The organism is Spiroplasma kunkelii CR2-3x (assembly GCF_001274875.1).
Lineage (GTDB): Bacteria > Bacillota_I > Bacilli_A > Mycoplasmatales > Mycoplasmataceae > Spiroplasma > Spiroplasma kunkelii.
Genome location: NZ_CP010899.1, coordinates 164,994 through 189,762, shown reverse-complemented (window position 1 = coordinate 189,762; position 24,769 = coordinate 164,994). Strand labels below are relative to the sequence as shown.

At 28.4% G+C, this 24,769-nt stretch carries 26 protein-coding genes and 1 pseudogene; 2 read left to right on the top strand and 25 right to left on the bottom strand.

Features of this window, described 5'->3' with window-relative positions:
• The first annotated feature begins 288 nt into the window (after positions 1 to 288).
• Positions 289 to 627, top strand: a complete 339-nt coding sequence (locus SKUN_RS00915) for a hypothetical protein (protein WP_053390472.1) — start codon at positions 289 to 291, stop codon at positions 625 to 627.
• A gap of 199 nt (positions 628 to 826) precedes the next feature.
• Here SKUN_RS00915 and SKUN_RS08165 read toward each other — a convergent pair whose 3' ends face one another.
• From SKUN_RS08165 to rsmG, 21 genes and pseudogenes are all read right to left on the bottom strand, one after another.
• A complete protein-coding gene (locus tag SKUN_RS08165) occupies positions 827 to 988 on the bottom strand; it encodes a DUF2649 family protein (protein WP_083436081.1) in 162 nt (53 codons plus the stop codon).
• Between the two features lie 256 nt (positions 989 to 1,244).
• A pseudogene (locus SKUN_RS11545) lies at positions 1,245 to 1,405 on the bottom strand (hypothetical protein).
• A gap of 736 nt (positions 1,406 to 2,141) precedes the next feature.
• The gene (arcC, locus tag SKUN_RS00905) at positions 2,142 to 3,074 is read right to left on the bottom strand and encodes a carbamate kinase (protein WP_053390471.1); all 933 of its coding nucleotides are present in this window, start codon (positions 3,072 to 3,074) and stop codon (positions 2,142 to 2,144) included.
• A gap of 36 nt (positions 3,075 to 3,110) precedes the next feature.
• A complete protein-coding gene (locus SKUN_RS00900; protein ID WP_053390470.1) occupies positions 3,111 to 4,616 on the bottom strand; it encodes a YfcC family protein in 1,506 nt (501 codons plus the stop codon).
• Between the two features lie 36 nt (positions 4,617 to 4,652).
• Complete coding sequence (gene argF, locus SKUN_RS00895) at positions 4,653 to 5,657, bottom strand: ornithine carbamoyltransferase (RefSeq protein WP_053390469.1); 1,005 nt, start codon at positions 5,655 to 5,657, stop codon at positions 4,653 to 4,655.
• A 39-nt stretch (positions 5,658 to 5,696) separates the two neighbouring features.
• The gene (locus SKUN_RS00890) at positions 5,697 to 6,896 is read right to left on the bottom strand and encodes an arginine deiminase (RefSeq protein WP_053390468.1); all 1,200 of its coding nucleotides are present in this window, start codon (positions 6,894 to 6,896) and stop codon (positions 5,697 to 5,699) included.
• 372 nt (positions 6,897 to 7,268) lie between these two features.
• Positions 7,269 to 8,144, bottom strand: a complete 876-nt coding sequence (locus SKUN_RS00885) for a hypothetical protein (RefSeq protein WP_053390467.1) — start codon at positions 8,142 to 8,144, stop codon at positions 7,269 to 7,271.
• A gap of 308 nt (positions 8,145 to 8,452) precedes the next feature.
• Positions 8,453 to 8,656 (bottom strand): hypothetical protein, encoded by a 204-nt coding sequence (locus SKUN_RS10140; protein WP_053390465.1) that lies wholly within the window; start codon positions 8,654 to 8,656, stop codon positions 8,453 to 8,455.
• Positions 8,634 to 9,542, bottom strand: coding sequence for a 16S rRNA (cytidine(1402)-2'-O)-methyltransferase (gene rsmI, locus SKUN_RS00870; RefSeq protein WP_053390464.1), 909 nt, complete (start codon positions 9,540 to 9,542; stop codon positions 8,634 to 8,636). Before rsmI ends, SKUN_RS10140 begins: the two co-directional genes overlap by 23 nt.
• Entirely contained in the window at positions 9,532 to 10,101 is a 570-nt protein-coding gene (gene pth / locus SKUN_RS00865; RefSeq protein WP_053390463.1) for an aminoacyl-tRNA hydrolase, read from the bottom strand. Before pth ends, rsmI begins: the two co-directional genes overlap by 11 nt.
• Positions 10,102 to 10,117: 16 nt before the next feature.
• The gene (gene purB / locus SKUN_RS00860; RefSeq protein WP_053390462.1) at positions 10,118 to 11,410 is read right to left on the bottom strand and encodes an adenylosuccinate lyase; all 1,293 of its coding nucleotides are present in this window, start codon (positions 11,408 to 11,410) and stop codon (positions 10,118 to 10,120) included.
• Complete coding sequence (locus SKUN_RS00855) at positions 11,410 to 12,711, bottom strand: adenylosuccinate synthase (RefSeq protein ID WP_053390461.1); 1,302 nt, start codon at positions 12,709 to 12,711, stop codon at positions 11,410 to 11,412. Before SKUN_RS00855 ends, purB begins: the two co-directional genes overlap by 1 nt.
• Positions 12,712 to 12,779: 68 nt before the next feature.
• Positions 12,780 to 14,375 carry a CTP synthase gene (locus SKUN_RS00850; RefSeq protein ID WP_053390460.1) on the bottom strand — a complete coding sequence of 532 codons (1,596 nt, stop codon included), beginning with the start codon at positions 14,373 to 14,375 and terminating at the stop codon, positions 12,780 to 12,782.
• 84 nt (positions 14,376 to 14,459) lie between these two features.
• Entirely contained in the window at positions 14,460 to 15,026 is a 567-nt protein-coding gene (rpoE, locus tag SKUN_RS00845) for a DNA-directed RNA polymerase subunit delta (protein WP_053390459.1), read from the bottom strand.
• An 18-nt stretch (positions 15,027 to 15,044) separates the two neighbouring features.
• Positions 15,045 to 16,274, bottom strand: a complete 1,230-nt coding sequence (locus SKUN_RS00840) for an HD domain-containing protein (protein ID WP_053390458.1) — start codon at positions 16,272 to 16,274, stop codon at positions 15,045 to 15,047.
• A 7-nt stretch (positions 16,275 to 16,281) separates the two neighbouring features.
• Positions 16,282 to 17,730: a glutamate--tRNA ligase gene (gltX, locus tag SKUN_RS00835; RefSeq protein WP_053390457.1), complete on the bottom strand. Its 1,449-nt coding sequence runs from the start codon at positions 17,728 to 17,730 to the stop codon at positions 16,282 to 16,284.
• 26 nt (positions 17,731 to 17,756) lie between these two features.
• On the bottom strand, positions 17,757 to 18,215 hold the full coding sequence (ispF, locus tag SKUN_RS00830; RefSeq protein WP_053390456.1) for a 2-C-methyl-D-erythritol 2,4-cyclodiphosphate synthase: 459 nt from the start codon (positions 18,213 to 18,215) through the stop codon (positions 17,757 to 17,759).
• A gap of 12 nt (positions 18,216 to 18,227) precedes the next feature.
• Positions 18,228 to 19,328, bottom strand: a complete 1,101-nt coding sequence (gene ychF / locus SKUN_RS00825) for a redox-regulated ATPase YchF (protein WP_053390455.1) — start codon at positions 19,326 to 19,328, stop codon at positions 18,228 to 18,230.
• A 21-nt stretch (positions 19,329 to 19,349) separates the two neighbouring features.
• Positions 19,350 to 20,246 carry a ParB/RepB/Spo0J family partition protein gene (locus SKUN_RS00820; RefSeq protein ID WP_053390454.1) on the bottom strand — a complete coding sequence of 299 codons (897 nt, stop codon included), beginning with the start codon at positions 20,244 to 20,246 and terminating at the stop codon, positions 19,350 to 19,352.
• Positions 20,236 to 21,006: a ParA family protein gene (locus tag SKUN_RS00815; RefSeq protein ID WP_053390453.1), complete on the bottom strand. Its 771-nt coding sequence runs from the start codon at positions 21,004 to 21,006 to the stop codon at positions 20,236 to 20,238. The genes SKUN_RS00820 and SKUN_RS00815 overlap by 11 nt, the downstream gene beginning before the upstream one ends.
• Positions 21,007 to 21,074: 68 nt before the next feature.
• Complete coding sequence (gene rsmG, locus SKUN_RS00810; protein WP_053390452.1) at positions 21,075 to 21,773, bottom strand: 16S rRNA (guanine(527)-N(7))-methyltransferase RsmG; 699 nt, start codon at positions 21,771 to 21,773, stop codon at positions 21,075 to 21,077.
• Between the two features lie 94 nt (positions 21,774 to 21,867).
• Between rsmG and SKUN_RS00805 the strand changes: the two genes are divergently transcribed.
• Positions 21,868 to 22,371 carry an isochorismatase family protein gene (locus SKUN_RS00805; RefSeq protein ID WP_053390451.1) on the top strand — a complete coding sequence of 168 codons (504 nt, stop codon included), beginning with the start codon at positions 21,868 to 21,870 and terminating at the stop codon, positions 22,369 to 22,371.
• Positions 22,372 to 22,410: 39 nt separating this feature from the next.
• On the opposite strand, the gene SKUN_RS00800 is transcribed toward SKUN_RS00805, so the two are convergent.
• The 4 genes from SKUN_RS00800 to secE are packed head-to-tail and all read right to left on the bottom strand — an operon-like array spanning position 22,411 to position 24,761.
• Positions 22,411 to 22,989, bottom strand: coding sequence for an HNH endonuclease signature motif containing protein (locus SKUN_RS00800; protein WP_053390450.1), 579 nt, complete (start codon positions 22,987 to 22,989; stop codon positions 22,411 to 22,413).
• 9 nt (positions 22,990 to 22,998) lie between these two features.
• On the bottom strand, positions 22,999 to 23,592 hold the full coding sequence (locus SKUN_RS00795) for a DNA-3-methyladenine glycosylase (protein WP_053390449.1): 594 nt from the start codon (positions 23,590 to 23,592) through the stop codon (positions 22,999 to 23,001).
• A 46-nt stretch (positions 23,593 to 23,638) separates the two neighbouring features.
• A complete protein-coding gene (gene nusG / locus SKUN_RS00790; RefSeq protein WP_053390448.1) occupies positions 23,639 to 24,292 on the bottom strand; it encodes a transcription termination/antitermination protein NusG in 654 nt (217 codons plus the stop codon).
• 31 nt (positions 24,293 to 24,323) lie between these two features.
• Positions 24,324 to 24,761 carry a preprotein translocase subunit SecE gene (secE, locus tag SKUN_RS00785; RefSeq protein ID WP_053390447.1) on the bottom strand — a complete coding sequence of 146 codons (438 nt, stop codon included), beginning with the start codon at positions 24,759 to 24,761 and terminating at the stop codon, positions 24,324 to 24,326.
• Between the last annotated feature and the right edge of the window lie 8 nt (positions 24,762 to 24,769).

The window sequence follows — 24,769 nt, the reverse complement described above, 5'->3', positions numbered from 1 at the left end:
GCACCACCTTACTTAAATAGGGGTAAAAGTCGCGGAGCGACTTAGGGGCGAAGCCCCTTTACTTGATTAAGTAACACAACTGTCCCAAAGGATTTTTAAAAATATTAAAATTTTAAAAAATTAGATAAAATTGACAAGATAAAAATAATCAAATATAGTTAAATTAGAATAAAAAAAACATTTATCAAAATGTTTAATGTATTCAAACCAAAATAAATGGTTTCACTTCACGAAACTTTAAATATAAGTAAATATTTTTTTATTTTTGTTTTAGAAAGTAAATAAAAAATGAATGTAAATATGAATCATTATAATCATTTGACTGGAGAAGTTCTATACAGACCTTATATTCATAGTAGTAATTTTGTTAATCAAAAATATTATGTTAAAAAAGTATATTATGGTCCTTATATTAAAACAATTGTATTACCGTTAGAATGTATTAATAAATTTGGTAAAAGCAATCTAAATGGTATTAAAAATACTGGTAAAAATGAAACTAAATTAGTAAATAGTCGTATTCGTTCACAAGCAAGTTATATTAGTAAAACAATTCATAATTTTAGTGGTTGTAAAAATAATTGGTTTTTTAATCTTAACTTATGCTGAAAATGTCCAAGATATTAAAAAAGCAAACCATCATTTTAGATTATTTATTCTCATTTTAGATTATTTATTCGAAGATTAAATTATTATTTTTCTAAATATAAAAAAAGTAAATATAAAGACTTAAAATATTTAGTTGCTTATGAATATCAAAAAAAGGAAGAATACATTTTCATATCATATTTAGTGAATATATCGCTAATAAAGTAGTTAGAAAATGTTAATACCCAACTATCTTAACAACTATTCACAAGAAAAACAAAGTTAAAAACAAAATCACAATTCAAACACCAACCATTAAAGTTAAATATTCATTTTTCATTAAATTCCACATTGTAATACTTTCAATATTCGTTTTATCTATAAACAAAAATATATGAATAAAAAACTCTTTATTCCTTTAACCATAACACGGAAAAAGTTTAATACTTTAATAATCAAAAAAACTGCAAACGGAATTAAAATAATTCACGCTTCACCTAAAAAAACCATTATCTCAGGTAAAATATTTGTTATACCTTATTTAACTTTTCATAATGCACTAGTTAAACCAGTTCAAATACCATTCATACCCTCAGTAATATTTTTAGGTTTATTTGCTAAAAAATTAACTGCTGTTGTTAAATACATACCTAACATTATTTTTTATCCTCCTTTCTTTCAATTTCTTTTTTTTCTTTTTTCTTTCCTTGAATTTGTTTAATTTTTTGATAAATTGATAAACCAATTCAAGCAAAAATCCCTAATAAAAATCCCTAATAATAGCAACACTAAATATTGTCGTTAATCAAGTTGGTATATTACATCTCATTTCAAAATTTTTAAATATCGCGTCACGCTTTGCGTGTTCGCTACTCTCAAAATAAACAATATTGAATAAATTACCGCTAATAAATTACGCGGATAATTTATTAATTTTCTTTTACATTATTAATTACTATTTTTTTACAGTATTAATAACAATATCTTTTCCATATTTAATTAATAAGGACCGCAAGATAAAATAATGTTTCTTTTCAATAAAAAATCAACTCCTTTCAAAGTTGATTTGTTGCATTTCGATTACAAAATGCACCTGGTTAAATCTGTTAAATGATTTTTAAAATCTTTTTTTTAAGGTTTCTAATAGTGTACTAAAATAATATAAATCAGTAACAAAATTATCTAAATTATCTTCTTGTGTTAATATTTGATGTTGAATACTATTTAAATCCTCTTTAATTCTTTACCTCTTTGCCTAAAGTAGTTAATATTTTCTATTTTTTTAGACTTAATTATATCACTTTTTTCTTTCTTGAAATGATGGTTGTATTAACTTTTATTATTTTATAAGCTATTAATAAATAGTTTGATTAATTAATTTTTCTTAATTTAATTATTACTCAAATTTTGAAAAATATTTTTTTTTAAAAAAAAATTCTAATTACTATTTAACCATTACTTTTATTAATTTTACAATAATAAAAAATTTTTTCTTAATTATACTTCCTACAAAATGTAATTTTTAGAAAAAGGTTTAAATAATTCCTATGAATTTACTTACTAATTTTTGTACCAGCTTTACCAGCTAATGCTGCTTTAACTTGTGCTAATTCAGCAATGATTGCTATTTTTTGCGACCCAGAACTAGCAAACTTCATTGCAGCTTGTACTTTTGGTAACATACTACCTGGCGCAAATTGATTCTCTGTAATATATTTTTCTGCTGCAGTTAAAGTTAAAACATCTAATGATTGTTGGTTAGGTTTTCCATAGTTGATTGCAACTTTTTCTACCGCTGTTAAAATCATCAATTTATCAGCTTTAATTAATTCTGCTAACTTTGCGCTAGCAAAATCTTTATCAATAACAGCAGGAACTCCTTGATAAGCAGCCCCTGTTTTCACAACGGGAATACCTCCACCACCAACGGTAATTACAATATGTCCTTGCTTAATTAAATCTTCGATAATTTCTTTTTCAACAATATCAATTGGTTCTGGTGATGCAATTACTCGGCGTCATCCTCGTCCAGCATCTTCCTTAACAGTAAAGCCATTTTTTTCAGCTAATGCTTTTGCCTCTGCTTCACGATAAAACGCACCAATTGGCTTTGTTGGATTATTAAAAGCAGGATCTTTCTGGTCAACTTCAACTTGTGTTACAATTGTTACAACATTTTTCTTAATTTTACGTTTATTTAATTCATTTAAAATTGCATTTTGCAAATGATAACCAATATAGGCTTGTGACATTGCTCCACATTCGGGAAATGGCATAATTGGAATTTTATTATTAACATGGGCTGCTTCATCAAAAACATTCTTAATCATTCCAACTTGTGGTCCATTCCCGTGCGCAATAATTAATTCATCACCATTTTCAATGATGTCAACCATTGCCTTCGCAGTATCTTTTACAATTTCTTGTTGTTCACTGGGGGAATTTCCTAATGCGTTTCCTCCTAACGCAACAACTATTCTTGCCATAATTTACATATCCTTTCTTTTAAAATGAAAACTTGCTTACTCAACTTGCATTGATAATAAAGGACTAGTGTTTGAAATTGGTAATAAAGTTCCAATTCCTAACAAAATAATTGTTGCAACAACAATTCCAACAATTAATGGTCATGATGCTTTTATAAAGCTACCATAAGGAACTTTTGAAATTGATAACGCTGCCATTAAAATTGCACTTGTTGGTGAAATTAAATTAATAATTCCATTTGCAAATGAAAAGGCAGTAATTGTTCCTGATGTTAAACCCGTTGCTACCCCATTAGCAACAGGACCCAAAATTGGGAAAACAGTTTGGGCAAATCCTGAACTAGATGGAATTACAAATGAGATAATTAGGAAGAAGAAGAAGGCTACCATAATAAAGCCTGTTTTCCCTAATGTTGACATTGGTGTAGATAATCCACTAACTAATTTGTTTTGCATTCCAGTATTTGTCATAATAAACCCAATCCCAGCTGCAAAGGCAATAACCAAGCAAACAGATAGAATATCAGATGAACCACTAATAAAACTATTAACGTATTTTTCTTCTCCTTTTCAATTAATTAATGCAATAATAATTGATGCAATAAAGAATAATGCTGAAATTTCCATAAATGATCATTGCCCTAATGGAGCAAAGAAATTAGCAATAAATGGGGCATGCTCACTAACTAATTTTGTAAAATTAACAAAGACAGGAATTCCAAATTTATCCCATCCAATTAATAAAAAAATCATTAAGACAAAACTAATCATAAAAATCGCCATAATTGCTTTACGTTTACCATTGTATGCTGGTAAATCATCAATAATTGCAAATTCTGCTTCATAAAAATCTTTTTTATCAAATAATGGTGATTTCCCTGGTATACGACGAACACGTAACGCATATCAAACAACAAATGAAATTACACCTGCTGTTAATAATAATCATGACACGGCTCTTCAAATAATTCCTGTTGTTGATGTTAAATCAGACACACCAGCAGCATCAGCAGCAACTTGGATAACAAATGGATTTAATGTTGAACCAATACAACCAATTCCAGCACCAAATAAAATTGCCATTACTGCTGTTAGCACATCAAAACCAGCAGATAATAAAACAGGAATAATAACTGGGTATAAGGCGATTGTTTCTTCCCCCATTCCATAAGTTGTGCCACCAACTGAAAATAAAAACATTACAATTGGAATAATTCAAATTTCACGGCCTTTCATTTTTGCTACTAAACGCCCAATCCCAGCATCTAATGCTTTTGATTCAATAACGATGCCTAAGAAACCTCCTAAAACTAAAATAAAGACAATAACATCAACTTTACTTTTAAATCCTTGCATCGGAGCTAAAAATAAGTCAAAAATTCCCGCAGGTCCACCATTATGAAGTTCATCATCAGCATCTTTTCATGAACCAGTTGTTCCTGGAATTCAAGAGATAATAATAATTAAGAGCGTAATTCCTAATAAAATTGTAAATGCTGTTGGCAATTTAAATTTAAACTTTTTTTTCTTTTTTACATCCATTTTTTGCACTCCCTTTAACCTTTTATAATTAATAACCTAGCCACGAATTGTTGCTAGCATTACTGCTTTAATAGTATGTAAACGATTTTCTGCTTCTTCAAAAACACGTGAATATTTTGATTGGAAAACTTCATCAGTAACTTCTAATTCACCAGTTCCACCAAATTGTTTAATAACTTGTTGCGCAGTATACGTATTTCCATCATGGAAACTTGGTAAACAATGTAAAAAGATTGCATCTTCTTTTGCTTGTTTCATTTTTTCCATTGTTACTTGATATGGTGTTAAATCCTTAATTCTTTTTACTCAAACAGCAGGATCTTCTCCCATTGATACTCAAACATCAGTGGCAATTGCATCAGCATCTTTTGCCGCTGTTTTATGGTCTTCAGTTAACGTAATTGACCCACCATGTTCTTTTGCAATTGCTTGTACTTTTTTCAATAATTCTGCATTTGGTCATAAATCCTTTGGCGCACAAGCAACAAAATGCATTCCTAATTTAGCACTAACAACCATATAACTATTTGCCATATTAAAGCGAGAATCACCAAAATAAACAAATTTTAGTCCTTTCATATTGCGTTGTCCTTTTTCTTCTTGCAATGTTAAAATATCAGCTAACATTTGTGTTGGGTGAAATTCATCAGTTAATCCATTTCATACTGGAACACCTGAATATTTTGCTAATGCTTCAACATCAGTTTGTTTAAACCCACGAAATTGAATTCCATCAAACATTCTTCCTAATACTTTTGCAGTATCTTCAATTGATTCTTTTTTTCCCATTTGGCTACCACTTGGTCCTAAATAAACAGGGTGCATTCCTAAATCAAATGCTCCGACTTCAAAAGCACATCTTGTTCGTGTTGAATCTTTTGCAAATAATAAAGCAACAGATTTTGCAGCTAATGGTTTTTGCTCAGTTCCAGCATATTTTGCTTCTTTCAATTGTCTTGATAAATCTAATAAATAATAGATTTCTCTTTGCGTGAAATCTAATAAAGTTAAAAAACTTCTTCCTTTTAAATTTACAGCCATATTATTTTTTCTCTCCTTTTAAAATATAATATTAAGATTTTATATATCCTCTCTTCAAATTGGCATTGACATACAACGAGGTCCTCCACGTCCACGTGATAATTCAGCTGAATCAATAACGTGCACTTTAACACCAGCTTGTTTTAAAATTTCAATTGTAATTTGATTTCTTGAATAGGCAATCACTTCACCAGGACGAATTGTAATAACATTTGTCCCATCATTTCATTGTTCTCTTGCCTGTGCAATTGGATCTTCTCCACCACATTTAAAAATTTGAACTGGCTTACCAACTTCTTCTGATAAATAATCTTTAATTGTTTCTTTAATTTCTTTAACTCCATTTTTTGTAATTTCAAAAATTTTAAACTCACCCATTGCTTCAAAAATTAATGGATGTGCGATAAATTTATCATAATCAATATTAGTAAAAACAGTATCTAAATGCATAAAAGCACGATTTTTTGTTTTTAAATCTAATGCAATAACTTTTTCATAACTAACTGAATCATTCTCAATTAGATTTTTTGTTACTATTTTAATAGCTTCCATTGATGTTCTTTGTGAAACACCAATAATTAATGTTTTTGCATTTAAAACTAAAATGTCTCCACCTTCTAAAGTTTCTTTTTCATTACGATCATATCAAAAATTAATTTTTCCTTTAAAACGGGAGTGATGTCTTAAAACAACATCAGAAAATAATGTTTCACGATTTCTAGTAACCGTAAACATTTTATGAATAGTTGCTCCATTTCCAATTGATACAAATGGATCACGTTGGAATAGAATATTTGGCATTGGATCAACCGCTAGCGGATAATTATCTGTAATTTCTACTCTTAACTCATATTTTGTTACCCCTGCTATCATTTTATTAACAAGGGCTTGATTATCTAATTTTCCTAAATAAGTACGTAACTTACTAATGTATTCTTCTTTTGCACCAGATTCTTTTAAAAACTGTTCTAGTAATTCTTGCCGCATTTTTGAATCAGTGTCTAAAACTTCAGAGACTAATTTTTCAATATACAACACCTCAACACCTAAGTTCCTAAAAGTTTGCGCAAAAAAGTCATGTTCTTTTTGCGCAACTACTAAATCTGGTGTATCATCAAACAATAATCGTTCCAATAAATCTGGTGATAAGTTAGCTAATTCATCACCAGGGCGATGTAACAATACTGTTTTTAAATTACCTATTTCTGAATAAACATTAATACCATATTTTTCTGTCATGTTACTTGTCCTCTTTCTCTTTCTACGTCTATTTTTATTAAAATTTTTTAATAAAAATTAAAGATAAACATGCAAAAATAAAAAATGCAAATTGCTGTTAAATACAGAGAATACCTATCAAATTGTAATGTCCTTTAATGCCATTTAAATAAATATACTTAAAATTGATTATGCTATCCTTTTATCAAATATATTTAATCAATACACTTTAATATATTTAATCAATACACTTTTCGATATTGCATAAGTAAAAATTGCCATTATTTACTTTTTTTATCCTTATACTTTTATATTATTCTTTTTAATTTTAAAAACAAGTCTTTAAAGTTTTTTATTATTTTTTATCACTAGAAATAAAAAAACAATAAAAATTTATTGTTTTGCTGTATTAATGATATTTGTTGCAGTTAAGATATTAATTAATAAATCGTGTAAGCATTGAATAATTTGAACTAAAGGAACGACTTTATTGCGATATTCTGTTGTTTTTTCAGAAATTTCTAATCGTTTTTCCGGACTTAATGCAATGACAAAATTATGATATACTTGTACCTCTTCAATAATTTTTTCTTTATTAAATTCTGGTAATTTAATTTTTCCATCATTATAATCTTTTTCAATTTGATCAATATTTGCTAATTGTCCTTTTAACTTTTCTTCTTCTTTTTCAGGAGAAAAATCAGTTAACATAATATCACGTTGTAAAAATAAACCTAATTGATTTACTAAATTTCAAATTTCCAAGGCATCATTAGCATTATTAATCTCTTTTAAACATTTATCAAGCGCTGGGTCAAGATCTTTAATCTCATCATCATAAATTTTTGTTAACTCATCAATTTCTACTTTCATCATATTTACAAAAAGTTTATTTAAATCAACCGGACTAGCTTCTTTCGCACTAGTCATAAAATCATTTAAAAATCGCGGTAATGGAATAATTGCGTTAAATAATTTGCTTACTTCAATTAATGTTGTAAATTTTTTCTGATCAATTTCTTCTGGTTTTTTATCTTTTAAATATTCTGCTCTAATATCATCAAATAATGGTTTGATTTCTGTTTTAACAAAATTAAATAAATCTTCAAAATTAGTTTTAAACTTTGCTCCTGCTAAAAAAGCTTCTATTTTTGGATTTTTTTCCGCTGTGTCTTTTGCATAGTCTGTTTCAAAAAGATTAATATATTTTGTTAAATAACTCATCATTCCTTTTTCAACATCTGTTCAAAAATTACTCTGTTCTGTCATTTTTTCCCTCTATTCTTCTATAATTTTTATGTATTTCAATTTTACCGTAAAATAAGAATTATTTAAGCTTAATTTATTTTTTTCTTTACTTTCTTTAATTTTCTGGTGGTTATCTAATAAATTATTTAAATTAATAACGAACGTTATTAATAAAGCAATAATGATAATTAACACAATTAAATATAAAATATAATATTCTAACCAGCAAAAATTTGGATTTAATAATAAAACGCCCTCCCGAACAGCAATAAAAATAGTATAAAAAATTGGATGAAGATAAAACTTATATAACTTTGTAATTTTGTAAATTAAATTAATCCTCCGAAGGCAAATAATAAAATTAAAAAATCAGTTTGGAAAATTCATCAACTAACAAAATATCATAAATAACTTAATCAATTTAATTGATAATAAATTAAACTATAAAAATAAGTTAAGATTAAAACAATAATTTCTAATCTAAAAAGAATGCTACAAAACACTAAGTGTTTAATTCGTTCTGTTTTTTTCATTGTTCTCCTTTTGATGATGATATTTATTATATAAAACATTTTTACTAATTTTATATTTATTTGCGACAAAATCAATTGCTTGTTTAACGCGATAATTTTGCTTTGTAATTAATTGGTCAATTTCAGTAACTAAAATTTCAACTGCAATAACAGGAACTGGAAGATTCCCCGCTCCATCAACAACAAGGACATACTCACCAAAAGCAGCATTTTCTTCTTGTTGTAAAAACAAAAGCACTTCACTTAACGATCCACGATATCATTGCTCATGAATTTTTGTAATTTCCTTACCAATGGCAATTTTACGCTCGCCAAAAACTGATTTAACTATTTTTAATGTTTCTAAAATTCGATGCGGTGCTTCATAAAAAATAATAGGATATGGAAATGATAGCAGTTGTTCTAACTCATTATTTTTTTTTGTTTTTGCTTTATTTAAAAAACCAAAAAATAAAAAATGGTTCGGATTAAGACCCGAACTAACAATGGCGTTTAAAGCAGCATTAGCACCACTAATAGGAATTACATCATAAGGATAATGTTCCAAAATATGGTTAACAGCATAATAACCTGGATCACTAATCAGTGGATAACCGGCATCACTAATAATTGCAATTGATAGGTTTTGTTCTAAATCATTTAACATTTCTGTTAAGCGTTGCATTTCATTTTCTTTATTTAAATAAATTAACTGTTTTTTACAATTAAAATAATTTAATAGTCTAATTGTGTTCCGCGTATCTTCACAATAAATTTTTTGAACATCATGTTTAATAACTTCAATTGCTCGTGGTGTCATTTCTTGCAAATTACCAATTGGAGTTGCAATTAAGTAAATTTTCGGATTATTACTTTTAAAACTATATTGTTTAATTTTATTTGCCATTATAGATACTCATTAATTTATCAAAACTAGTTGCTTTTTCTAAATATTGCACCATAATTTGATAAACTCTTTCTAATAAATCATTATTAATAAGTTCTAAGTTACTAGGAGAAAATTTTCCTAGTACTCAGTTTCGGGTTGGAATTTGGACATCTTTACCAATTCCTAAACGAATCCGTAAAAAATTTTCACTACCTAGTTTTTGAATTAAATCTTTAATTCCATTATGACCAGCACTTGAACCATTCTTTTTTAACTTAATAACATTAAAAGAAATATTTTTATCATCATAAATGACAATAATATCTTCTAATGTTAATTTATAAAATTGTTTAATTTGATAAACTGCAAATCCACTTAGATTCATAAAAGTCTGTGGTTGACAAAAAATAACTTTCTCGTTGTTAATTGTTGTTTCTCATATTAAAGAATTAAAAGCATTTTTTGGCTTTGCTAAATTAAATTTATCTACCAACTTAGCAATAGCTAAAAAACCAATATTATGTCTTGTATAAGTATATTCATTATCTGGATTCCCCAAACCAACAATTAACTTCATTATCTCACTCCTTTTTTTAATTTAGCACTCGTTGATAAATCTGTTCAATATTTCGTAAAAAATAATTGTTATCAAATAATTTTTCTAATTTTGGTAAGGCTAAATATTTTTCTATATTATTATCAATTAAAACATTTTTAAAATCAAGTTGTTGTTGTTGTACGATTAAAGTACATTTTTGAATAAAATCATAAACTTCTTCTCGTGAATAATTAGTTTCTTTCAAAATATTTGTTAAAACAACTTGACTAAAATAAATTTGATTGGCTTGTTGTAAATGTTCAATAATTTTATCCGGACTAACAACCAAATTATTAATAACACTGATCATTCGTTTCAATAAATAAACTACTAAATGATAAGTGTCGGGAATAATAATTCGTTCATTACTGCTATGGGAAATATCACGTTCATGTCATAATAAGTTATTTTCAAATGTAACATTCATATTACTACGCACTAAACGAGCTAAGCCAGCAATATTTTCCGCACTAATTGGATTTTTTTTATGTGGCATTGAAGATGAACCTTTTTGACTTTTGCTAAATCCTTCCACAATTTCAGCCACTTCTGAACGTTGGAAATGGCGAAATTCAAGCGCCATTTTTTCTAACAAACTAGCAATTTGACTAAAACTTGTAAATAATTCAATATGATAATCACGTGATGTTACTTGCGTTGTAATTGGGTCAAGGTTTAGTCCTAATTTTTTTGCCACATATTCTTCAACTTGAACTTCAACATGAGCAAAATTACCAACTGAACCTGATATTTTTGCAACAGCAATTGCTGAACCTGCAGCATCAAACCGCATAATATTACGCTCTAATTCAGCATATCAAAGTAAAAATTTTAATCCTAATGAAGTTGGTTCGGCGAACATTCCATGGGTACGACCCATAATTAATTGATTTTTATAAGTAAGAGCTTTTTCTTTTAACGCTTCTTTTAATTCAAGCATATATTTTTTAACAATATAGTTTGATTCTTTAATCAAATAATTTTGACTAGTATCAATAATATCAGTTGATGTTAAACCATAATGAATTCATTTTTTTTCTGGTCCCAATGTTTCTGATAACATTCGAGTAAAAGCAACAACATCATGCTTTGTTTCAGCTTCCAGTTCTAACATTCGTGGTAAGTTTACTCTTAAATTAGTTTTAATTTTCTTAATATCTGTTGTGGGAATTAATTCTAATTGTGCCCATCCTTCACAAACCAATAATTCTACTTTTGCTCAGGTATTATATTTATTTTCATCACTTCAAATTTTTCCAATTTCTGTAACAAAATAACGTTCAATCATTAAAAAATCTCCTTATTCATTAAAATAGTTTGTTCACGGTCAGGACCAACAGAAAATAAACTAATTGGAACACCAACGATTTCTTCTAACTTAATTAAATATTGTTGAGCATTATGTGGTAAATCTTCAAATGTTGTAACATTACTAATGTCCTCATTTCAGCCTGGCATTGTTATTAAAATTGGTTTACACATCTCATATTCTTTAATTGTACTGGGAACATAATCAATTTGTTGTCCTTGATATTCATAGCCAATACAAATTTTTAATTCCTTAATAGTAGTTAAAACATCTAATAACATAATTGCCATACTAGTATAACCACTAATTCGCAACGAATATTTCATTAAAATACCATCAAATCATCCAATTCGACGCGCACGCCCCGATACAGTCCCATATTCACGTCCTGTTTCACGAATATATGTTTCAACTTCGCCAAAAATTTCTGATGGAAATGGCCCCGTTCCAACACGAGTATTATATGCTTTAACAATTCCTAAAACATTGTTAATATAACGCGGTGCAATCCCAACACCAACCGGAATTGAAGCTGCTGTTGGATTTGATGACGTAACAAAAGGATAAGTACCATGATCTAAGTCCAACATTACTCCTTGTGCGCCTTCAAACAAAACTTTTTGATGCGTATCAATTGCATTATCAACTAAAATTGAAGTATCAGTTACTAGTGTTTTAATTTGTTGAAATAATGCCAAATATTCTTTTCAAATTAATTTTGGGTCAAACCCTTCACTATTAAAAACTTTTGTTAAAACTTCATTTTTAAATTTTAAATTATTTTCTAATTTTTGTAAAAATCCTTTTTCATCAAATAAATCACCTAATCTAATCCCAATTCGTTCTGCTTTATCTTGATAACAAGGACCAATTCCTTTTTTTGTTGTTCCAATTGAATCTTTTTGGCGATACTCTTCTTGCAATTCATCAATTTTCATATGATATGGAAAAATTAAATGGGCACGATCACTAATTCGTAAATTTTTGCAATCAAAACCATGTTCTTGTAAATAATTAATTTCACTAACTAATTTACGTAAATTAACAACACAACCATTCCCAATTACATTAATTGATTTTTTATTAAAAACACCAGAGGGAACAATACTTAACTTATATTTTGTTCCTTTAATGACAATTGTATGTCCAGCATTATCACCACCAGCTCAACGAGCAATAACATCTGCTTGTTGAGCAAAATAATCAGTAATTTTACCTTTTCCTTCATCACCCCACTGGCTCCCAACAATCGCTAGTGTTCGATAATTTGTACCACTCATAACTTATTTTCAACCTTTCTACGGTTTAATTTTAATATAAATTTACCTATTTTTTCAAATTTTTCATCTTATTTATTGTTAATTACTGCTTGCACAAAACCATTAAATAATGGATTTGGTTTATTTGGTCGAGAAGTAAACTCCGGGTGATATTGTGCAGCAAGATAAAAAGGATGGCTCGGGATTTCAATAACTTCCACTAAGTTTTTCTCAGCATAAAGACCACTAAATACTAATCCAGCTTGTGTTAATTGTTCACGAAAATCATTATTAACTTCATAACGATGGCGATGACGTTCCAAAACCTCATCTTTCCCATATAACTTATGTGCTAATGTGTTTGGAACTAAAAATGTCTTATAATTACCTAAGCGTAATGTTCCTCCTAAAGCATCAGTTTTTTCTTTGCCACGAATAATATCAATAATTGCATTTTTTGTTTCTGTTAATTCTGAAGAATTAGCATCCTGAATATAACAAACATTACGGGCAAATTCAATTACAGCTGCTTGCATCCCAAAACAAATTCCAAAGAATGGAACGTTATTTTCACGAGCAAATTGACATGCTAAAATTTTCCCTTCAAAACCACGTTTACCAAAACCACCAGGAACCAAAATCCCTTTTGCATTTTTTAATAATTGTTGATAATTTTTTTTATTAATATGTTCGGCTTTAATTCAATCAATTTTAATTTTAACCTTATTTTCATATCCAGCAATTCGTAACGATTCACTAACTGATAAATAAGCATCTGGAAGTTCAATATATTTTCCAACTAATTTAATCTCAATTACTTCTTTTGAGTGATTAATTTTTTCAACAAATTGTTTTCATCCTGACATATCAGTTTTTGTAACTTTTAAGTTTAATAACTTGCTAATTACTATTTGAGCATTTTGTTCATACATTTTTAATGGTACTTCATAAATACTAGCAACATCAGTAGCTACTAAAACATTATTTTTTTCAATATTACAAAATAGCGCAATTTTTTCAAGGACATTATCTTCTAAAACTTGTTCAGTTCTAACAACAACAATATCTTGTTGAATCCCTAGTGATAATAGTTCTCGCACTGAATGTTGTGTTGGTTTTGTTTTTGATTCTTTTGATGTTGCAATATATGGAACTAATGAAACATGCATATAAATAACATTTTCTCGTCCTTGTTCCATGCGAACTTGACGAATTGCTTCAATAAAAGGCAACGATTCAATATCCCCAACTGTCCCCCCAATTTCAGTAATAATAATATCTGCTTTTGATGTTGATGCCGCATGATAAACTTTCTTTTTAATTTCATTAGTAACATGGGGAACAACTTGAACTGTCCCACCTTCATATTCGCCACGGCGTTCTTTTTCAATTACATTTTTATATATTCGTCCTGAAGTGATATTTGATTCTTTTGTTAAATTTTCATCAATAAAACGTTCATAATGTCCTAAATCTAAATCTGTTTCAGCACCATCTGCTGTTACAAAAACTTCACCATGTTGATAAGGACTCATTGTTCCAGGGTCAACATTTAAATATGGATCAAATTTTTGCATAAAAACATTTAATCCACTTGCTTTTAATAAAACACCAATTGAAGAAGCTGTAATGCCTTTCCCTAGGCCACTGACAACTCCACCAGTTACAAAAATATATTTTGTCATTGTCTTATCATCCTTTCATCCTCAAATTAAAAAGAGTTTAGAAATTAACAGGGTTGTCACTTCTAACACTCTTTAATCTTGGTATTAATTATTTTCTTCCATTTCTTTTTCAAGAGATTTTCAGTCAATTTCTTCTGTAATACCCAATTTAGCTGCTACTGTTTCATCGTCATCATCAATAGAATAATCATTTTCAATTAAATCATCATCAACTTCTATTTCAATAAAATCATCTTCCTCGTTATCATCATCTAATGTATTAACAAAATCAAGAGTATCAATTAATGATTCTTCTTCATCATTTTCCTCTTCATCTTCTTCATCATATTCTTCATCATATTCTTCATCTAAATCAATATCTTCAAATTCTTCTGTTGTTTCAAACTGGTCAGTATAATCATATTGTTTTTTAATTTCATCATATTTTAAGAATTCACGTAACCCTCACATACCTTCACTTGTCAACACAAAACGATTATCTAACACCAAATCAGTATATAATTCTGCAATGACATATTCTTTGCTGGCTCCTTGAACTGTTACATCACTTTTTGATGCTATATTATTTCAAATATTTTCAAAAGTATCGCTATTTTTTTTCTTTTTCAAATATAAATACACTAAGTCTAATAACTCTACATTATCGTTCATTAATTTAAACCTTTCTTATTAATCATTCTCATATTTTTCTCCAATTGAAAACCAAATTGTTGTTGCTGTATTTTTATTATTATTTTTAAATGCTAAGACTTCTGAAACTTCCATAATGCATTTAATTCCTTTTGGTGTATAAATATAAATTGTTTTAGTATCACTATCATATAATTTAACTGGTTTTAGGTTATATTCAACCATAAAGTAATTATAATGGTTTTTATATTTTTTTATCAAATTATTTTTAATTTCTTCGAAATTTCTTTTTGCTGGGTTTATTTTTTGCAAAAAATTTCTTGTTGTGAACATTTTAATTAATGTAACTAAAATTTCATCATTTTCATTTTCTAACATTTTTAAATATGTAAATAATGTATAATCATCTAATGTACAATATTGATCTGGACTCATCATTTTTCCTTCCAACACTGGAATTAATAAAGTAATTATTACTTTATTTTTAAATTGATAATTGCTATGGTATAAATCATACAATCGTTTGAACATCATTTGGAAAGTTAAATCAAATCCGATGCTTAGTGGATGTAAAAAAATTTGCTTATACATATGATAACGGCCAATTAAAAATGATTCAATTGCATACTGTACTTTTAACGGAAAAACAATCTTTTTATCTTTAATAAATAAATGCCGAATAATTCACTGTGTATCAACATGACTATAACCTACACCGCTTGTTTGTCCATCACGTAATAAATAATCCATTCGGTCAGCATCTAATTGTGAAGATACTAACGATGATAAAACCCCGTCCGGATGTTTACCTTCAATCATCATACATAGTTCATTAATTTCTTCTTGACTAAATTCAAACGCTAAGATTTTATTAATATTTGTTGTTGGATTTTTAATTAATAAAGACGAATAATTTTCATGACTAATATTCTTTTTTGTGACATGATTAGTCATTTCAAATGTATGTGAAAATGGACCATGACCAATATCATGCAGTAATCCTGCTAATTTAACCAATAATTGTTCATGCGTACTATACATTTCTTGAAAACTTTCTGTTTCTAACATTTTACTAACTAAATGATAAACACCAATACAATGTGAAAAACGCGTATGCGACGCACTTGGAAAAACAAATTGTCCCCCTGCTAATTGACTAATGCGACGCAAGCGTTGAAATTCTGGAGTGTTAATTAATTTTACGGTAATTTCTTCATTAATTTCAATATCGCCATGAACACTATCTCGGATTGTTAGTGGTAATTTCATTTTTTAGTTATTGTAATTTAGTAATATTATTAATTACTTGTTCTTTCCCTAATAAATAAATAACCTTGGCTAGTTCTGGCCCATGTTCTTGATGAGAAGTAAAAATTCTAATTGGCATAAATAAATTCTTTCCTTTCATAGCATATTGTTTCCCCATTTTACTAATTAATTGCTTAATATTTGGTTCATCTCAAACTGGCAATTGACTTAACGCTGTTTTAAAAGATGTTATCATTTCTTCATAACCGCTCAATTCTGTTAACACTGTTTGTGTTGCCATTGATAACTTTGTTGGTGGTTCAAAAAATGGTTTTGTTAAGGTCACAATTTCTGCCCCATATTGAAGTTCTTTTTTATAAATTAATAATAACATATGTACTCATTCTGGTGTTTTTTTTGTTAAATCATAGCTTTCTGCTAAAAAAGGTCGAACAAAAGTTAGATAATCCTCATCATTCATTGCTTTAAGATAATAATTATTTATTCAAGTTAATTTTTTAACATCAAACATACTTGGCGATTTACTAAACCGCGTTTCATCAAAAATTTTAATTAATTCATCATGACTAAAAATTTCAACATTGCCCAAAGGCGATCATCCTAATAAACTAATAAAATTAAAAATTGCTGTTGGTAAATATCCTAATGTTCGATATTGGCTAATAAATTGCATTAAATGACTATCTCGTTTTGACAACTTTTTATGTTGCTCATTAACAATTAAGGTTAAATGAGCAAAAATTGGTGGCTTAGCATTAAATGCTTCGTAAATCATTAATTGTTTTGGTGTATTAGAAATATGTTCTTCTCCTCGAACAACATGACTAATTTCCATTAACATATCATCAATTACGACCGCAAAATTATAAGTTGGGATTTTATTTGATTTTAAAATAACTCAATCGCCAAGATTTTTTCCTTCAAAATGAACAGGACCGCGGACTAAATCATTAAAATCATAACTTGCTTCATCAGTAACGAAAAAACGTAAATTATATGGGGTTTGTTTTGCTAATTTTTCAGCAATTTGTTCAGAAGTTAATTGTCAACATTTGCGATTATAACGTGGTGAAAGATATCCTTTTGCCAATTGTGTTTCACGGTCTTTTTCAAGTTCAGCTGGTGTACAAAAACAATAATATGCTTTTTTTGTTGTTAATAATTTTTGCGCATATTTTTGATAAAGTTCTAACCGTTCTAATTGTCGATATGGTCCATAAGCCCCTGGGCGATCAATTGTTTCATCTGGTTCAATTCCTAATCAACGTAAATTATCTAATTGTGACGCAATAGCTCTTTCAACATTTCGTTCAATATCTGTATCTTCAATTCGTAGAACAAAAACACCATCATAATGTTTTGCAAATAAATAATTAAATAATGCTGTTCTTGTATTACCAATATGTAAAAATCCCGTTGGACTTGGTGCATAACGTAATCTGATTTTTTGTTTCATTTTAATCCCCCATTCTAACTTTTTACCTAATCATTTTGCTTTAAAAGTAATAATGTTGTATAACTTTGGATAATATTTGGAAAATTTTGTTCAGTAGTTGTTGCTTTTAAGTTAATTTTTTCAGCCGTAATTTGTAATAATTTTTGTAAATTAGTTTTAATTGCTTTTTTATGCTTTTGCAAGTGTGGTTCATCAATAATAATTGTTGCATCAATATTACTAATTTGATAATTCTGTTCAGTCATTAATGTTAATGCTTTTTTTAAAATTAATTGTGAATTAAGTTTTTTATTTGTTTCATCAAACCATTCTCCTAAATCACCTAATCCTAAGGCTCCAATAATTGCTTCACTAATTGTATGTAACAAAATATCACCATCAGAAACAGCTTCAATTTGGTATTGACATGTAATAAAAATTCCCCCTAAATAAAAACCAGTTCCTACTTTTAAATTATGTAAATCATAACTATTGCCAATTCGCATTATTATTTCTCCCTAAACATTAAATTTAAAAAAACATATATCGCCGTCTTGCATAACATAATTTTTTCCTTCGCTTCGTAACCGACCATTTTCTTTTACAGCTTTTTCACTACCATATTGCACTAAATCATCATACGAATAAACTTCTGCTCGAATAAAACCACGTTCAAAGTCAGAATGAATGATTCCTGCACACATTGGTGCTGTTGCTCCTTTTTTAAAAGTCCATGCTCGTACTTCTTGCTTGCCAGCAGTAAAAAATGTTTGTAAACCTAATAAAGCATAAGATTTTTTAATTAATTGACTTAAACCAGCTTCTTTTATACCATAATCAGCCATTAATAATTTCCTATCATCTGGTTCTAATGCTGATAATTCTTCTTCAATTTTAGCACAAATAACAACGACTTCAATTGCTTGTTGTTGAGTATATTCTTTAACTGTTTTAACATAAAAATTATCTGGTTGGTTTAAATCACTTTCTGCAACATTAGCAACATAAATAAAAGGTTTAATTGTTAATAAATTAAAATTTTTTACTACTTTTAGTTCATCATCTGATAATGTTAAATCTTTTAATAATTTATTTTGTTCTAATCCTGTTGCTAACTTTAATAATAATTCATACTCAAAAACATCTTCTTTTTGTTTTAAAGTTTGTACTTTTTTAATAATTTTATCAATTCGTTTTTTAATTTGTTCCTGGTCAGAAATAATTAATTCTAAATTAATAATTTCAATATCACGAATTGGATCAATTGTTCCTTCAACGTGGATAATATCTTTATTATTAAAACAACGGATAACCATACAAATTGCATCAGTTTCGCGAATATTTTGCAAAAAAGTATTTCCTAAACCTTCACCTTTACTAGCTCCAGTAATTAATCCAGCAATATCATAAAATTCAAAGGTACTATGAATTGCTTTGTGCGGAGCACAAAGAGTAATTAAAGTATCCATTCGTTCATCAGGAACTTCTACCGTTCCAACATTTGGATTAATTGTTGCAAATGGATAATTAGCTGCTTGAACTTGTGAATTTGTAATTGCGTTAAATAGAGTTGATTTACCAACGTTTGGTAAGCCAACTATTCCCATTTTTAATGCCATTATGTTCTTACTTACTATTAATTAATCATCAATTAAACCTAATAATTCTAAAATACGGTTTAAATCTTTAATTCCAGTATACTTGATAACAATTTTGTCAGTATCAATAACTACTTTTGTTCCTAATTTTCGCATTATTTTATTTTCCAAAAATTCATTAACAGCTCGTTTTGATGAATTCTTCTCTGAATTTTCAATTAATGGTTTCGTTATTTTTGGATTATATTCTTTGACCAATTCTTCAACCTGACGCGCATTTAAATTTAAATTAATAATCTTATTAATAATATTTTTTAATTCATTTTTATCAACATTTAAACTAATTAATGGTTTAACTTGCCCCATTGTTACTTTATTTTCTAATAACAAGGTTTGCACTTCAGTTGGTAAATTTAATAATCGCATCGTATTTGTGACATGACTTCGTGATTTTCCAATTCGTTGTGCTAATTCTTCTTGGGTTAATCCTAGTAACTCAATTAATTCTTTATAAGCATTAGCTTCTTCAATTGAATTTAAATCAACCCGTTGAATGTTTTCAATTAAAGCAACTTCTTTCATCTGCTGATCATTAAAATCAACAACAATTGCTGGAATTGTTGTTAATCCTGCTAATTTAGCAGCCCGACTACGACGCTCTCCGGCAACTAAATAATAGCCATTATTCGTTTTTTTTACAATAATAGGTTGAATTAAACCATATTCTTTAATTGACTGTGCTAATTCTGTTAATTCTTCTTCATTAAAATTTTTGCGGGGTTGATGCGGATTAGGAAAAATTTCCGCTAATACAATTTCATTCGCTGTCTCTTTTAATGCATCATTGCTTTCAATCCCTTTAATTACTTCGTTGATTCCTTCACCAAAAATTTTATCTAGCCCTTTTGAACTTAATCGACTCTTAATATTACTTGCCATTGTTTGCCAACACCTCTCTCACTAATTCTTCATAAGCAACTGCACCTGCACCACCTTTATCATATTCAAAAATACTCAAACCATGTGATGGTGATTCACTAATTTTAACATTTCTTGGAATATGTGTTCGATAAACTTTTTCATTAAAATATTTTTTAACTTCTGTCATCACTTCAAATGATAATTTTGTTCGTGAATCAAACATTGTTAAAACAATTCCTTCAATTGTTAAACTTTCATTAAACATTTTTTGTACAAAATGAATTGTTGTTAATAACTGTGCCAAACCTTCTAAAGCATAATACTCTGCTTGAATTGGAATTAAAACAGAATCAGCACAAGCTAGTGCGTTTCGATTAATTAATCCTAAGGAGGGGGGACAATCAATTAAAATAAAATCATACTTATCACGAACCGGTTTAATCCGCTCTAATAAAATGCTTTGGTTATCTTCTGTTCTTTCCATCAAATAAATATCTGCTCCCGCTAATGAAATAGTTGCTGGTGCTAAATCAACATTAGTCATAATATTTGAAATAATAATATTTTTTAATGGGATTTGTCCAACTAAAACATCATACATACTTTCATGAATTTCTTCTTTATTAGCACCTGTCCCAGTTGTTGCATTTCCTTGGGGATCAATATCCACTAATAAAATCTTTTGTCGAGTACGTGCCAATCCGGCCGCTAAGTTAATCGAAGTTGTTGTTTTTCCAACGCCACCTTTTTGGTTTGTGATTGCAATAATTTTTCCCATAATTGCCCTTTCTGTTCCGTTGCATATGATAATTTTATACATTATTATTATTATTATTATATAACACTTTATCCAATTGGAAATTTTTTTATTTGATTAAACCGACGAGGATATGGTTTTGAAGTTGCCTCTGTTTTAATAAAATAACAAATGTTCCGTTCACCAAGTTGCGGAATCGTTTCATGTTGAATTTTTTCTAATTTTAAATTTAAAACTGATAAAGTTTTTTGCGCTGCTTGTAATTCAGCCTTAACATTTGATCCTTTATAACAAATAATCCTTCCCGATGTTTTAACCATTCGCACTACTAATTCTAAAAGCACCCCTAAATTAGCAACAGCACGAGAAACAACAAGTTCAAAAGATTCAGCATGCTCTCGACTATATTCCTCTGCTCGAGCATGAATAATTTCAACATTTTTTAATTGTAACTTCATCACTAATCGTTGTAAAAATAAGCATCGTTTTTCTAATGCTTCAATAATTGTTAATTTAATTGTTGGGCAAAAAATTTTCAAAACCAACCCTGGAAAACCGGCCCCACTGCCAACATCACTAACTGTCATCTCCTTTGACAATGATAATTCCTTTAATAATAATCCTGAATCAAGAAAATGTTTAATATAAACCTCGTCTTCATTAATAATTGTAGTTAAATTCATAATTTGGTTTTGTTTAACTAAATATTGATAATATAATTGTAACTTTTTTTCTTGCTCAGGTGTAATTTCTAATTCTGGTAACGCTGTTTTAATTAATTTAATCATCAATATCCCCCTATAATTTTTAATTTCTTTTAACATTATAACAATATATATGTTAATATATAAGTGTTTAAAAAATAATTGAGAGGATTATGAAATGAATAAAAAAGCCTTAATTGTAGTTGATTATCAAAATGACTTTGTTGATCCTAAAGGAGCATTATATGTTCCAGGAGCAGAAAAATTATATGAAAAAATTGTTGCTTTAATTGATGAATTTCATAAGAATGGTGATTTAGTTATTGCGACAAAAGATTTTCATCCTAATAATCATTGTTCGTTTGATAAATGAAGTCCACATTGCATTACAAATACATTTGGCAGTGAGTTATATAAATTAACTACATCGCAATTTGACCATATTATTTTAAAAGGAACACAACAAGATTTTGATAGCTATAGTGGTTTTTTTAGTGATAATCATACTTCAAATGGATTACATGAATTTCTTCAAGAACACAAGGTTACTAACTTAGTCATTGTTGGTGTTGCTACCGATGTTTGCATATCAGCAACACTTCTTGATGCTATTAAATTAAACTATCACGGTATGATTGACTTAAATGCTAGTGCTGGACTTAAACCACAAATCATTTTTTAAAAAAAACTATTATGTTGTTTATTCATAATAGTAGTTTTTTTAAAAATCATCATCATCACCATTATTAGAATCAATATTTTTGACACGCATAATTGTTTCACCATTTGGTAATTGACCAATTCGTCCTTTACTACTTCCTTTTCATTTAACTTGATAGTATATAATTCCTTGAGCATATAATAGCTTTAAGATTTCAATTCAATTATATAGTTCACCACGATACATTCATCGTTTCTCACTATGTGCTTCCACTAAATCTCGATTATAAAAACTATGCGGATGTGATCACATCCTAATTTGCCGAATTGTATTTTCTCGTTTTGAAACAATTTCTAAATTTTCTGCTCGATTATCACAAGGATTACCATTAATATGATCAATTGTCATATTTGGCGGAACTGAACCAATAAATAACTCAACAACCAACTTATGTAATGGCCTTGCTTTTGTTTTTCTATCTTCACGACGACGAATTAAATAATAATTAGTATTTTTTGGCTTCTTTAATTCCTTAACTTTCTTTGTTACAATATTACGAACACGCCCCATATTGCTAATCTCAAGATAAGGAAATTCCCGGTGAACCTTTCAAATTTCTGATTTTTTTGCTTTATTCATTTTAACCTCTTATTTTTTCGAAACTGCTTTATGATCTGTAATATAAAATCGATATGGTTTTAATTTAAAATTTGTTGCATACTCAATGTTGACCCGTGGTGTAGTTGTAATTTCAATTGCAGTTGGTGCTGTATCTTCGGCAAGATATAAAACTAAACTTTCTAGCAGAGAAAGTCCATCATCAGCTTTAGTAATTTTTAAATAGCGTGATAACTTCCCAGGACCATTTGCTAAACGTGGTGTTGAAACAAAGTCATGAACAGTTTCATCAATAATAATTTCACCAGCGCGTAATAAAACTGCACTTGGAAAATTAACTTGGTCAGTAACAATATTAAAACAATGATACATCCCATAAATGAGAAAAACATGTACAAAACCACCTTTTCAAAAAAGTGTTTCATTACGAGAACTACGTTTATTGTTAAAACCATGATTAGCATCATCTTCGGGTCCATCATAAGCTTCAGTTTCAATAATTTTACAAATAATTTTTTTCCCATCAATAATTCGAACTAAATATTTTCCTAATAGTTCGCGTGCAACAACAACAGCATTTCGCATAAAAAAAGTATTCTCAGTTAAACGGTTTACATTTATCATTTTAAAAAAAGAATAACAAAAAATAATATTAATTTGCTATGCTAACCTAACCAATTTTTTTACATTGGTCAAATTCAACTTCAGTAGGCGTCAAACGACCAAACATTTCTAAATTTACTATCGCAATCCCTTTTGAAGTATCAATTTTTGTTACTTGTCCTTCCATATCAGTAAAAGTTCCTGATAAAATTCGAACATAATCATTCACTTCAAAGTTTGCCACAAATACTTTTTTAACTTTTTTTCCTTGCCCTGTTGCTCTTTTTTTAGCTGCCAATGATTTTGAAATCATTGTCCTTGCTTCTTGATCTGTTAAAGGAAAAGGTTTTGTTCCTCGCCCTGATGAGCCAATAAATCCAGTAACCCCTGTTGTGTTCCGAACAATATATCAAGCTTCATCGTTCATAATCATATTAATAAAAATATAACCTGGATAAACATTTTTTTCTTTTTCTATTAGTTTTCCACCTTTTTTGGCTGAAACTATCTCTTTTACAACTCTAATATCAAAAACAACATCCTTCATATTTAATGATTTTACTCGTTGAATTAAGTCATCACGAACACGGTCTTCATGTCCAGAATAACAATTAATTACATATCATTTTCCAGGATACTGTGTAACATCTTCTAAAGTTTCTCTGTCTTCACTTTTATCATTATCAATGATTTCATCTGTTATTGTGTTTTTTCCTAACATTACCTTACTTTACTCCTTTTAAACTTATCTATTATATAATGCGAGTAACAGTTAGTAAATTATGTAAAACTAAATCTAATACTAAATAAAACACCGCAAAAACAATAATAAATAAAATTGTGATTAAAAACTTGCGTCCTAAACTACCCTTACTTGTTCATCGAATTCTTGTGACTTCTTTTGCCATTTTGACAGGAAATTCACGAAAAGATAATTTTCAATTTGTTTTTTTACTTTTATTTGAATTTTTACGCTTAAAAAGACCTTTTTTAATTGCTTCACCATTCTCATTAACCTCTGGTGTTGTGCTTGCTTTTTTTGTTCCAACTTGAATTGGTGCTGTTTTACTTACTTTTTTTTGAAAAATTAGCGCTGCTTTTTCATTTTTCTTTTGAATTTTTAACGCTTTTTTTTCTTCTTTTGTTAAAACAGTTTTAACATTCTTTTTTTGATTTTTCATTTTTTTCATTGCAAACA